General features: G+C 60.6%; 11 protein-coding genes. 5 read left to right on the forward strand and 6 right to left on the reverse strand.

The features are described 5' to 3' along the window. Nucleotides 1-82: 82 nt before the first annotated feature. Nucleotides 83-1093, reverse strand: coding sequence for a helix-turn-helix transcriptional regulator (locus V5N13_RS07515; RefSeq protein ID WP_336360257.1), 1011 nt, complete (start codon nucleotides 1091-1093; stop codon nucleotides 83-85). Nucleotides 1094-1617: 524 nt separating this feature from the next. Between V5N13_RS07515 and V5N13_RS07520 the strand changes: the two genes are divergently transcribed. Continuing rightward, nucleotides 1618-2061 (forward strand): HTH domain-containing protein, encoded by a 444-nt coding sequence (locus V5N13_RS07520; protein WP_336360258.1) that lies wholly within the window; start codon nucleotides 1618-1620, stop codon nucleotides 2059-2061. A 39-nt stretch (nucleotides 2062-2100) separates the two neighbouring features. Further along, on the forward strand, nucleotides 2101-3849 hold the full coding sequence (argS, locus tag V5N13_RS07525; protein ID WP_336360259.1) for an arginine--tRNA ligase: 1749 nt from the start codon (nucleotides 2101-2103) through the stop codon (nucleotides 3847-3849). A gap of 157 nt (nucleotides 3850-4006) precedes the next feature. Here the strand turns inward: argS and V5N13_RS07530 are convergent, their stop codons facing one another. Beyond that, the gene (locus V5N13_RS07530; protein ID WP_336360260.1) at nucleotides 4007-5020 is read right to left on the reverse strand and encodes a nucleotide-binding protein; all 1014 of its coding nucleotides are present in this window, start codon (nucleotides 5018-5020) and stop codon (nucleotides 4007-4009) included. 155 nt (nucleotides 5021-5175) lie between these two features. Between V5N13_RS07530 and V5N13_RS07535 the strand changes: the two genes are divergently transcribed. The 3 genes from V5N13_RS07535 (at nucleotide 5176) to V5N13_RS07545 (ending at nucleotide 7556) form a co-directional block, all read left to right on the forward strand. Next, nucleotides 5176-5292: an LPXTG cell wall anchor domain-containing protein gene (locus V5N13_RS07535; RefSeq protein WP_336360261.1), complete on the forward strand. Its 117-nt coding sequence runs from the start codon at nucleotides 5176-5178 to the stop codon at nucleotides 5290-5292. 134 nt (nucleotides 5293-5426) lie between these two features. Next, entirely contained in the window at nucleotides 5427-6671 is a 1245-nt protein-coding gene (prf1, locus tag V5N13_RS07540) for a peptide chain release factor aRF-1 (RefSeq protein ID WP_442904917.1), read from the forward strand. A gap of 126 nt (nucleotides 6672-6797) precedes the next feature. Beyond that, entirely contained in the window at nucleotides 6798-7556 is a 759-nt protein-coding gene (locus V5N13_RS07545; RefSeq protein ID WP_336360262.1) for a helix-turn-helix transcriptional regulator, read from the forward strand. On the opposite strand, the gene V5N13_RS07550 is transcribed toward V5N13_RS07545, so the two are convergent. From V5N13_RS07550 to V5N13_RS07565, 4 genes are read right to left on the reverse strand one after another with little or no spacing between them, the layout of a single operon-like run. Next, nucleotides 7553-7945, reverse strand: coding sequence for a DUF6276 family protein (locus V5N13_RS07550; RefSeq protein WP_332897294.1), 393 nt, complete (start codon nucleotides 7943-7945; stop codon nucleotides 7553-7555). The genes V5N13_RS07545 and V5N13_RS07550 overlap by 4 nt on opposite strands. Before the next feature lie 45 nt (nucleotides 7946-7990). Beyond that, nucleotides 7991-8671 carry a V-type ATP synthase subunit D gene (locus tag V5N13_RS07555; protein ID WP_336360263.1) on the reverse strand — a complete coding sequence of 227 codons (681 nt, stop codon included), beginning with the start codon at nucleotides 8669-8671 and terminating at the stop codon, nucleotides 7991-7993. Between the two features lie 24 nt (nucleotides 8672-8695). Next, on the reverse strand, nucleotides 8696-10102 hold the full coding sequence (locus V5N13_RS07560; protein WP_336360264.1) for an ATP synthase subunit B: 1407 nt from the start codon (nucleotides 10100-10102) through the stop codon (nucleotides 8696-8698). Beyond that, a complete protein-coding gene (locus tag V5N13_RS07565) occupies nucleotides 10102-11862 on the reverse strand; it encodes an ATP synthase subunit A (RefSeq protein ID WP_336360265.1) in 1761 nt (586 codons plus the stop codon). Before V5N13_RS07565 ends, V5N13_RS07560 begins: the two co-directional genes overlap by 1 nt. Nucleotides 11863-11865 lie beyond the last annotated feature (3 nt).

Below are 11865 nucleotides of genomic sequence, written 5' to 3' on the forward strand. Positions count from 1 at the left end.
GATGTAGCTACGGTGTTCGTGTGCGATGCAGTGAGACGGTTCTCGACGAACCGCGGTCTCGAGCGTGGACTACCAACGGCCATCACGGAGCGTTTTGCATGTTCGCGGGTTCATACCCCGCAAGGAAAACAACGTTTTCACGGCCGATTCGAACGCGTGTGATGGTTCCTTCACCCTCCAGTTTCGAGAGTTTGCGGCTCACCGTGGACTTAGACCACGCTGTGGCGTTGGCGATGTCGGTCTGTTTCATTCGCCCACCGGATTCGGTGAGCAACTGACAGATACGACTCGAAGCGCTCATCAGGTCAACGTCGATTGGCCGTTCGCCCGAGGCGGCGTCCGTCGACGCGGACTCTCCGGCCGCGTCTGCTGTGTCGTCGGTGGCAGCGTGACTGGCTCCAAGGCTCGAAAGCCGGGTTATGACACGGTTGAGCGCACCGAACAACCCTTCATCGTCGTCGGTGACAGCAGCGTCGCCAGCCCCCGCGTACGTCTCGACGACGCGCCAGCGACCGTCGTGGAGTTCGACAACAGCGTCAAAGAGCGACTTCAGGGTATTGACGGTCTGTGCGTCGTGAATCTCGGGGTCCATCTGGTAGAAGCCGAGTGCCGAAGGCTGCACCCGGTGGGTGAGAAGGTGGAGATAGCGAAACGCGGTGTCGAAATCGACGTACTCGAGTAAGATGCTGAGCGTCTGGACGGAAACGATCGACTGTCGGTCGGTGTGTTGCCATCGCGAGAGGTGTTCGGTCACCGGTGCGATGATATCCATCGGGTCACACGGGTCTACCTTCAACACCGATGTCGCCGCAAGCGCCGCTGAGTCGCCGCGTGGGTCGTTTGCAACGTTGGCCCCGTTTGCGTGAATGAACGTGAGCGCCGACGGAAGGTCGCCAACGGTTCGTTGCCAGTCGGCAATCCACGTTTCGGGCGGTTGGGTGTACGTGATGGCCACGATGTTCGTCTCAGCGGGCGCACTCATCGCGGTCAACAGTTCGAGGAAGGCATCGTTACCAGCAGGCGTGAGCGGCGAGAGCACGAGCACGTTCGACGCACCAGCGAGCTTCGAGTCGTCGAGGGCGTCAGTAGTCATGCACGCTCCTGTGGGTGCGACTGCGAAGTGGGTCGGGGTAGTTTCACGAGGAACAGACTCCATCGAACACCGGCGAGGCGGGTCCAGGGTGGGAGGCGCCACGCGAGCACTGGCTCATCGGTGGCTGTGCTCTACAGAGCACGGTTGTTCGGGAGGGAGCGACGGACGGGTGCACGGATATCGTTGTCCAACGCACGTAATGTGCAATAAATAACTTTGTGGTAACAACAAAGTAATATCAATAATTTAACTACATGACTCGAGGGGCGAACGTGGGAAATGCGAGAAGCCGGAGGCGACAGAACCACGAAGTGACGCCAGAGAACCCATCAATTAAACAACAAATTGGTGCGATTCGAGCGACAGAGGGGCCACAAAAACAACCAATATTTTTGATGTGTGTCTGACGGAGCTCAGAAAACCACCGGACTGCACCGATGTTAATATCTCCTAGCAGGATATAATTTTATCCAAAGTATTTGCGAGAAAACATTATATGTGGGGTTCACATAGTAAGGCCTACCATGAGTCTCGCGCTCACGAGGGAACTGACGGTGGAGGTGTACATGCGGGCGTTCGTGCCGTGGGAAGCACAACAGCGCCAGCGGAAGATGGTCGAAACACTGCGCGACCACGCAGAAAGCGACGCACTCAGCGAGGTGTCGGTGAACCTGTGGAGCAGTCGCGTCGGCGTCGGTGACGACTCAGCAGAAGAGACACTCGAAACGGTCGCAGAAATCGAGGCGACACTCGAAGGGACGGACTACTCGATGGAACCGTTCTTCAAGACGCGCCCGGGGCGCAAACACGAACAGGAGAAACTCACCCTGCCCATCATGTGCGTGTTGGTGCGCGACGGAGACGATATTTGCGGCGTCTACCCCTGCTCGAAGCCAGGCGGCACCGAGAGCGTGCCCGACCTTCTCGACAAGCTTGCGAACGAGCAAGCGCTTTCGAATCTCGCGTAAAACCCGTTTTCTTATACCGACCGCTTCTAAACTCTGGGTATGTTCCTCTCATTTCGGACAGACGTGCAAGCGGCCCTGTCCGACGCGCTCGCCAGTCTTGACCTGCCGACAGACGATCTCGGCATCGAAGAGCCACCGGAAGACGTAGACGCCGTCCTCGCATCGAGCGTGTCGTTTCGCCTCGCAAGCGAAGTGGGTGCACCGCCGCCGAAAATCGCCCAAGACATCGCAGACGCCATCGACACCGACCCCTACGAATATCTCGATTCGGTACAAACCCTCGGCCCCTATGTGAACTTTCTCCCGACCGAGGCGTACTACGCGGGAACCATCGATGCCGCCCAGAGCGACGAGTACGGACGCTTAGCACCGACCGGCGACACGGTCGTCGTCGAGCACACGAGCGCCAATCCGTCTGGGCCGATTCACGTCGGCCGGGCGCGCAACCCCATCATCGGTGACTCGCTGCGGCGCATCCTCGATTTCGCCGGCAACGACGTCGAGACCCACTACTACGTGAACGACGCTGGCCGCCAGATGGCCGTGTTCACGTGGGCCTACGAGACGTTTGACGAAGACGATTTACCGGAGCAACCGGCCCGCGACAGCCCCGAATACGACCTCGTTCGCTACTACCGCAAGGGCAATGCGTTCTTAGAAGACGCCGCCCCGGACGAAGTCGAGGAGGCGGAAGCCGAAATCGCAACCATCCTCCAAGGCATCGAAGAGGGTGACGAAGACACCTACGAGCGCGTCCAGTACGTCGTGGACACCGTCCTCGGTGGGATGCAAAACACCCTCAATCGCCTCCCCGCCGAGTTCGACCGGTTCGTCAAGGAAACCGAGTTCATGCGCGACGGCTCGTGTGACGACGTGGTCTCCCGGCTCAAAGAATCTGAATACGCCGTGTTCGAAGACGACGCGTGGCAACTCGAACTCGACGACTTTGGCATCGAGAAGAACCTCGTCTTCCTGCGCTCTGATGGCACCTCACTCTACACGACGCGCGACCTCGCCCACCACGAGTGGAAGTTCCAGAACTTCGACCGCGCGGTGACGCTGCTCGGCGAAGATCACAAACTGCAGGCAGACCAGCTCGCCTGTGCCCTCGAAATTCTCGGCAACGACACGAGCCAACTCCAGTCGATTCACTACTCGTGGGTCAACCTCCCCGAAGGCGGCATGAGCACCCGCAAAGGCACGGGCATCGACTTAGACGACCTTCTCGACGAGGCAATCAGCCGCGCCCGCGACGAGGTCGAAGCCCGCATCGACACCCGCCTGCGCGACAACGAACTCACCGAGGAGGACATCCAGCGCATCGCAGAACAGGTCGGCATCGGCGCGGTTCGCTACGACATCGTCTCGAAACAGCCAACCAAGGGAATCACCTTCGAGTGGGAACAGGCGCTCGACTTCGAAGCCCAGAGCGCACCCTACGTCCAGTACGTCCACGCGCGCACGTGTGGCATCCTCGATGAAGCCGACGTGCAAACAGCCATCGACGCGAGCGTGCTGACCGCCGAGGCAGAACGCGCCTTGCTCCGCCAGATTGCGCGCTTCCCGGCCGTCATCGAAGAGGCGGCAGACGAACTCCGCCCGCACATCGTCGCCACCTACACCCGCGAGTTCGCAGAGGCGTTCAACCGCTTCTACCGCGAGTGCCCGGTGCTCAAAGAAGAAGACGAATCGGTACGCACAGCGCGCCTCGCGCTGGTCGCGGCGTCACGGACGACCATCGCAAACGCGCTGTCGGTGCTCGGCATCGCCGCGCCGACCTCGATGTAAGCGCGGTTCAGCCGAGGAAACTGCCACCCGCGCCAAGGAGTACGAGGGCCCCAAAGCCGAGGGCCATGACCAGGAACAGCAGTATCCAACTCAGTCGGACGGACTCATTTTTTGCCATATGCGTCTGTGGGGACAGGGGTTGCTTAGATGTTTTCTTTCAGCCGAACAGCCGGGCGAGCCGCGAAAACAGGCCGGATGACCTGTCATTCTCCGCGTCAGTCTCGGTCGCCGTCTGTGGGTTTTCCCCGTCAAGTGGGTCGGTGTCTGACTCGGCTGGGGTGTCACGTTCCGGGGTCGCTTCGGCGTCGAGTGGGTCTGTGTCCAACGAATCGTCAGTCGCCTCCTCGGCGTCGGGGATGACGGTTTCAGCAGGCGCGGTCAGTTCGGCAATCGGTGGGTCGGCCGTTTCCTCGCTCGCTTCGTCGCCGCCGTCTGCCTCGACTGCCTCCTTGGCCTCGTCTGCAGGCTGCGTCTCGGTCTCGAAGAGGTGGGCAAGCAACGCCTCGTAGGCGTCTTTCGCCGGACCGGACACCGAGGACAGCGGTTCGTCCGCGCCGAGTGCGGCGGTGACCGCGGGGTCGTTCGGGATGGCTGCACACACAGGATAGCCGAGTTGTGCCTCGATTTCGTCGGTCGAAAGCCCGTGGTCACCCGCCATCGTGACGACCACGCCACTGACGGTGCCGTCGAGGCGTTCGGTGAGTGCTGCGGTTTTCGCCGTGTCACCGACTGCGACCGGAAGCGGCGTAGTGACGAGGACGGTTTTCGTCGCAAGGCGAAGGGGGATTGCCCCTTCATGGGTAAGTCCCGCGCCCGTATCGACGACCACGTAGTCGAACTCCGTGGCGAGGTCGATGAGCACCGCCCCGAGGCGACTCGGGACGGCTGCTGCATAGCCATCGAGGGCGGCGTCGCCGGGGACGATGGGAAGGCCGGTCGGACCTTCGGTAATCGTGTCAGCAAGCGATGCCTCGCCCGCGAGTACGTCGTGGAGCGTCGGGCCGGTCACGTCGATGCCACAGAGTTGTCCGAGATTTGCCATTTCGAGGTCGGCGTCGACGACGACCACGTCGTGGCCAGCGTCGTGGGCCAAGAGGCCACAGAAAACGGCCGTCGTTGTTTTACCAACGCCGCCTTTGCCGCCTGCCACTGCGTATATTTCCCCTGTCATGTCGCGTGTCATACCTACCCACGGCGAAGGTGAATATAACAGTTGTTGATACTACGGGTTTTGCAACCAATGACGAGGAAGTCGGAACCGTCGTCGTCAAAGCCCAAGAGACGCAGACGGCAGAACCGACCTAGTCAGCCAAGGCGTTGACGACCGTGACGCCAGCCGCCGAAGACGGCGGAATAAACCCGCTGTTTATCGGTCTCATTGCCCTCCTGTTGGTGGCCGGACTGGTCAGCGTCTACTGGCGGCGGCGAGACGACGAGCAGTGACGGGGCGCTAAAGCGACGAACACCACCCACGATTTTTCTCGGCACGTTGCCACAGAGACGGCGCACGACCGGCAGCGACGCGGCCGCGTGACGGGTCAAAGGTTACTTACGCGGCCGCAGGGTTATCATAGATAATGAGCAGGCAGGGAGAAGAGATGGATGACCGCCGAAAATACGAGTTCCAGAAGGTCATCGAGGAGCTAGACGAGTACTCTGGTTCCGGGACACAACTCGTCACCATCTACGTTCCAGAAGACAAGCAGATTAGTGACGTCGTCGCCCACGTCACCCAGGAGCACAGCGAGGCGGCAAACATCAAGTCAAAGCAGACGCGGACTGCGGTCCAAGACGCCCTCACCAGCATCAAAGACCGGCTTCGCTACTACGATGTCTACCCGCCGGACAACGGCATCGTGCTGTTCTCAGGGGCCATCGACGCCGGTGGTGGCCAGACCGACATGGTCACGAAAGTGCTAGAAAGTCCCCCAGAACCCGTCGAATCGTTCCGGTATCACTGTGACTCGGCGTTCTTGACCGAGCCGCTCAGTGATATGCTCGTGGACAAGGGCCTCATCGGCCTCATCGTCTTAGACCGCCGCGAAGCGACCGTTGGCTGGCTCAAGGGCAAGCGCATCGAGGCGGTCAAATCAGCCTCATCGCTCGTCCCCGGCAAACAGCGCAAAGGTGGCCAGTCCGCCCAACGTTTCGCCCGGCTGCGCCTCGAAGCTATCGACAACTTCTATCAGGAAGTCGCAGGCATGGCAGACGACCTGTTCGTCCCCTACCGCCACGACATGGACGGCGTCCTCGTCGGCGGTCCCTCGCCCACGAAAGACGAGTTCTTAGACGGCGACTACCTCCACCACGAGATTCAACAGATCGTCATCGACAAGTTCGACGTGTCGTACACCGACGAGAGTGGCCTGCGCGAACTCGTAGACGCCGCCCAAGACTCGCTCGCAGACCACGAAGTGATGAAGGACAAGTCCCAGATGGACGAGTTCTTCAAGGAACTCCACGAGGGCGACCTCGCAACCTACGGGTTCGACGCCACCCGGCGCAACCTCATCATGGGGTCGGTCGACCGACTCCTCATCAGCGAAGACCTTCGCAAAGACGTCGTGACCTACGAGTGCAGTGATGGGACAGAAGAGTACGAGCTCTTAGACCGGCGAAAGAACACGCCGACCCACAAATGCGACGACGGCAGCGAAGCTGAGGCCACAACCCGCGAAGACGCCATCGAACACCTCATGTCCATCGCAGAAGAGCGCGGGACGGAAACCAAGTTCATCTCGACGGACTTCGAAGAAGGCGACCAACTGCTCCACGCCTTCGGTGGCATCGCGGGCATTCTCCGCTACGCGACCGGCGTCTAAGCGCCGTCTCCTGCCTGTTTTCTCACGATTTTCGGCCGACTACGGTGGGTTCCAGAACTTAGTTATGCGTACACGGGTAACATCGGCCACGAACAGATGGCGTCAAGTGAACCCCCGGAAGCCGTAGTGTCAGTCCTGACCCGTCGGAGCGAGCTACTGGAGGTTACACTCGGCGAGCCATTGGAGAAACCCGGCCTCGTAGACGCGCTCAATGTCTCGCGCTCTACGGTCGACCGCGGGCTGCGCGAACTCATGACCCACGGCTTCGTCGAACGCGTCGACGACGGCTTTACCGCCACGCTCGCAGGCCGTCTCGCCATCGATGTCTACGCCGAGTTCATCGACGACTCTGCGACCATAAACGAGGTGAAACGCCTCCTAGCACACCTCCCCGCAGACGTGCCTATCACGACCGACCTGCTCTCTTCGTGTACGGTGTACGAAGCAACCCCACCCGCAGCCCACAAACCCATAAACTACCTCGAAGCTCAACTCCGTGAGGCGAACACGCATCGCGGCGTGACCCACACCGTCTCCCAATCGAGTACGCTGAACTGGTTTCTCGAATGCATCGAAAACGGGTTGGACGCAGAGAAGATTCACCGGGCCGAACTGCTCGACTATTTCCAAAACGACAACCGCGAACACATGGAGCGGATGGTCGCAACCGGCAACTTCCGCGTGCTCCAAGTCGATACCGTCCCCTTTGGCCTCGCCATCACGACCCACGACGACGGCACCCAGGTGAGCGTCGTCATCTACAACAAAAGCGGTAGCATGGAGGGCGTCATCGCGAACGATACCCGCGAGGCCTACGAGTGGGCCATGCGCTACTACGAATCACTGCGCGACGAGGCCATCGACATCACCGACCAGTTTCGTTAATCGAGGAACTGTTCGAGTTGCGTCTGCCTGCCCCGAAGGTCTGTTTCTGCGGAAATATCCGGGTCGCGGGCGAGCCTATCTAACACCAACAGCGGGTCGGTGCCGGTTCGTTCGACGCGTTCTACGAGCCGTTCGATTTCCGCGCGATTCACCGCGAGCGACGAGAGCAACCCGAGAAGCAACGCCATCGGAATCGCCGCGCCGCGAAGCGTCGGAAACTCCCGGCTGATGGCCGAAAAATCGGGGTCGTCGTCGGGTTCGTCTGCCGGAGAGAGGGTGAGACACGACGTACAGAGCGCGACGACCGGCTCTTCGCCCGCAACGCAGTCTCTGAGGTCTGCGGGCACGTCGAAGGCAACGACCGGCGCGCCACAGCGTGGGCAATCCATAGCCACGGCTTGTCGCGGTGGGATAAAAGAGAATGGGATACGCCGTTAGTCGTCTGCGGGCAACGCCGCTGCTTCGGCTTCGGCGCGTTCTGCCTTCTCTTCTTCTTCTTTCTTCGCTTTGATCTTCTTCAGCCGGAAGATCTCTTCGCGCTCTTGTTCTTCGAGTTTCTGCTCGATGTAGTCTTGGGCCTCGTAGAGCTCCGGGAGGAGCTTGAATTCGAGGGCGTTGACACGGCGCTTGGTCGTCTCGATCTCGTCGAGCATCTTCTTCATCGCCGTCTCCACTTCGGCGGCGAGGATGATGCTTTCGAGCAGTTCCTCGTACGCCTCTGCGGCTTCGTCGATGCGAGCGCTGGTTCCGAGTACACCGTAGCCACGCTGGTCGAGCGTCTTTCTGACGCGCGACGACTCGATTTGTGGCACCACGACGCCCATGATGTTCTTCGATTGGGTCGTGATTTCCGGGTGCTCTTTGAGTGCAGCAGCAGCCCCACGAACCGCAACGTCGCCCTCCATTGCGCGGGCCATGTTGATGGTTCGCTGTGCGTGCTGGTAGTTGTCCTCGACGCCCGCGCGCACGTCACGCGCCTGGTCGAGGATGTCCATGAACTCCATGATGAGGCCGTCACGCTTCTTTTCGAGCGTGCCGTGGCCTCGCTCGGAGAGGTCGATGCGATCTTCGATCGCCATCAGGTTTTTCCGAGTTGGTTTGACGTCAGTGGCCATTGTAGACTCCTCCGGGTGTGACCCTTATGCCTCCGCCTCGATGGCGTCTGCTTCCTCGTAGTACTTTTCGATGAGCTCTTCGTCGATACGGTTGAGTTCGTCTTTTGGCAGCATCGACAGCAGGTTCCAGCCAACGTTGAGGGTTTCCTCAATCGAGCGGTTGGTGTGGTAGCCCTGCTGGATGAACTCGTTTTCGAAGCGCTCTGCGAAGTCGAGGTACTTGTTGTCGCGCTCACTGAGTGCCTCGCGGCCCACAATGTTCACGAGGTCACGAAGGTCTTCACCCTCTGCGTACGCCGCGTACATCTGGTCTGAAACGTCGGCGTGGTCGTCGCGGGTGAGCCCCTCGCCAATCCCGTCGTCCATCAGCCGCGAGAGCGATGGGAGCACGTTCACCGGTGGCTCGATACCCTGACTGTTCAGGTCACGGTCCATCATAATCTGGCCTTCGGTGATGTAGCCAGTTAGGTCGGGAATTGGGTGCGTGTCGTCGTCACCCGGCATCGTGAGAATCGGAATCTGCGTCACGGAGCCTTCACGACCCTTGATGCGGCCTGCACGCTCATAGAGCGTGGCAAGGTCTGTGTACATGTACCCTGGGTAGCCACGACGGCCCGGCACCTCTTCGCGTGCCGCACCGATTTCGCGCAGTGCCTCACAGTAGTTGGTCATGTCCGTGAGGATAACGAGGACGTGGTAGCCCTTGTCGAACGCGAGGTACTCTGCGGTGGTGAGTGCGAGGCGTGGCGTGACCGTCCGCTCGACTGCGGGGTCGTCTGCCAGGTTCATGAAGACCACAGAGCGTTCGAGTGCACCCGTGCGCTCGAAGTCTTCCATGAACTCGTTTGCCTCTTCTGCGGTGATACCCATCGCACCGAAGATGACGGCGAACTCGGTGCCTTCGCCTTCGTCGCCTGCTTCCTCAGGCACGGTTGCCTGACGAGCAATCTGGAGTGCGAGGTCGTTGTGTGGCAGCCCGGATGCCGAGAAAATCGGCAGTTTCTGGCCACGCACGAGGGTGTTCATGCCGTCAACCGAGGAGACACCCGTCTGGATGAACTCCTCTGGGTACTCACGCGAGTACGGGTTGATTGCCTCACCCACGATGTCGCGGCGCTCTTCGGGGACGATGTCCGGGCCGCCGTCGATTGGCTTCCCCGACCCGTCCATGACGCGCCCGAGGAGGTCTTCGGTGACCGGCATCTTCATCGTCTCGCCAAGGAAGCGGACGGAGGCCTGACGGTTCAGGCCGGTGGTGCCCTCGAAGACCTGGATGGCCACGATACCCGTGCTCGATTCGAGCACCTGCCCACGCTTTATCTCGCCGTCAGGTGTCTCGATTTCGACGATTTCGTCGTACCCAATCGGTTCGTCGACTTCGACGAACACCAGCGGGCCACTGATTTCGGTGATTGTCTGGTACTCTTTCATTAGTAGAGCTCCCGGAGTTGTTCGGTGATTTCGGCCTCGAGGTCGTCTACGAACTCGTTGTAGTCCTCGGCCGTCCCGATGCGGTTCAGACGCGGCGCGGCATTGATGGCGGTGATTTCCTCGACCGGAAGCCCCGCTTCGAGTGCCTTGAACGCCTCGTCGTTGAACGTCTTGATTGCCTGAATGATGCGGTAGGTCTTCTCCGGTGGGCAGAACGTGTCCACGTCGTGGAACGCGTTCTGCTGGAGGAACGCCTCACGCAGGTAGCGAGCGACTTCGAGGGTCAGCTGCTGGTCTGCGGGGAGGGCGTCCTTCCCGACGAGCTGGACAATCTCGCGCAGCTCCGTCTCCTCGTCGAGCACGTCAACCGCCCACTGGCGCGTCTCCGGCCAGTCTTCGGTGACGTTCTCGACGAACCATGGGTCTAACTGCTCACGATAGAGCGAGTAGGACTCGTTCCAGTTGATGGAGGGGAAGTGACGACGCTCTGCGAGGTCAGCGTCGAGTGCCCAGAACGTTTTCACGATACGCAGGGTGTTCTGCGTGACTGGCTCTGAGAAGTCACCGCCCGGCGGGCTGACTGCGCCCACGACGGAAATCGAGCCGTCGGTGCCGTTCAGGTTCTCGAACATCCCGGCGCGCTCGTAGAACTGAGAGAGCCGCGCCGAGAGGTATGCTGGGTAGCCTTCCTCACCGGGCATCTCTTCGAGACGCGAGGAGATTTCACGCATTGCCTCTGCCCAGCGAGACGTGGAGTCTGCCATCAGTGCCACGTCGTAGCCCATGTCGCGGTAGAACTCTGCGATAGTGATTCCCGTGTACACACAGGATTCACGCGCGGCGACAGGCATGTTCGACGTGTTTGCGATGAGGCAGGTACGACTCATGAGCGGCTTCCCGGTCTTTGGGTCTTCCAGGTTCGGGAAGTCGTCGATGACCTCGGTCATCTCGTTGCCGCGCTCGCCACAGCCGATGTAGACAACGATGTCTGCGTCAGACCACTTGGCGAGTTGCTGCTGGGTAACCGTCTTCCCGGACCCGAACGGGCCGGGGATGGCGGCCGTCCCACCCTTCGCGATTGGGAACAGGCCGTCCTGGATGCGCTGCCCCGTGACGAGCGGTTCGCGCGGGGTCTTCTTGGTGACCGACGGGCGTGCCTTACGCACGGGCCACTCTTGGAGCATCGTGATTTCCTCGCCGTTTTCGAGTTCGACGACCGCCTCTTCGACGTTGAAGTTGCCCGATTCGACCGCGGCAACGACGCCGCCTTCGAAGTCCGGCGGAACCATCACTTTGTGCTCGATACTCTCGGTTTCCGGAACCGTCCCGACGATGTCACCGGGGGTGACTTCGTCGCCTTTCTCGACGGTCGGGGTGAACTCCCACGTCTTTTCTAAGTCGACACCGGGGGCGTCGACACCGCGGTCGAGGAACGCACCCATCTTCTCTTCTAAGACGTCGAGTGGGCGCTGGACACCATCGTAGATGGAGTACAGCATCCCCGGTCCGAGGTCGACGGTGAGCGGCTCGCCGGTACTCTCGACCGGTTCGCCGGGTGCGACGTTGGACGTTTCCTCGTAGACCTGAATCGTTGTCAGGTTACCTTCGATTTCGATGACCTCGCCCATCAGCCCTTCCTGGCCGACGTACACGACGTCGTTCATTCGGGCTTCGAGGTCCGTGGCGGTCACAACAGGACCACTCACGCTCTCGATGACACCATCTTCGCGGACGGTGTCGGATTCGGTTGCTTGGCTCATGGT

It is taken from the genome of Haladaptatus sp. ZSTT2 (assembly GCF_037081775.1).
Lineage (GTDB): Archaea > Halobacteriota > Halobacteria > Halobacteriales > Halococcaceae > QDMS2.

Excerpts from the sequence above, each read along its gene's own strand:
- V5N13_RS07550 (WP_332897294.1), bottom strand. The coding sequence starts at position 7,945 with ATGGATTGCCCACGCTGTGGCGCGCCGGTCGTTGCCTTCGACGTGCCC.
- V5N13_RS07565 (WP_336360265.1), bottom strand. The coding sequence starts at position 11,862 with ATGAGCCAAGCAACCGAATCCGACACCGTCCGCGAAGATGGTGTCATC.
- prf1 (WP_442904917.1), top strand. The coding sequence starts at position 5,427 with ATGAGCAGGCAGGGAGAAGAGATGGATGACCGCCGAAAATACGAGTTC.
- V5N13_RS07530 (WP_336360260.1), bottom strand. The coding sequence starts at position 5,020 with ATGACAGGGGAAATATACGCAGTGGCAGGCGGCAAAGGCGGCGTTGGT.
- V5N13_RS07560 (WP_336360264.1), bottom strand. The coding sequence starts at position 10,102 with ATGAAAGAGTACCAGACAATCACCGAAATCAGTGGCCCGCTGGTGTTC.
- V5N13_RS07520 (WP_336360258.1), top strand. The coding sequence starts at position 1,618 with ATGAGTCTCGCGCTCACGAGGGAACTGACGGTGGAGGTGTACATGCGG.
- argS (WP_336360259.1), top strand. The coding sequence starts at position 2,101 with ATGTTCCTCTCATTTCGGACAGACGTGCAAGCGGCCCTGTCCGACGCG.
- V5N13_RS07515 (WP_336360257.1), bottom strand. The coding sequence starts at position 1,093 with ATGACTACTGACGCCCTCGACGACTCGAAGCTCGCTGGTGCGTCGAAC.
- V5N13_RS07555 (WP_336360263.1), bottom strand. The coding sequence starts at position 8,671 with ATGGCCACTGACGTCAAACCAACTCGGAAAAACCTGATGGCGATCGAA.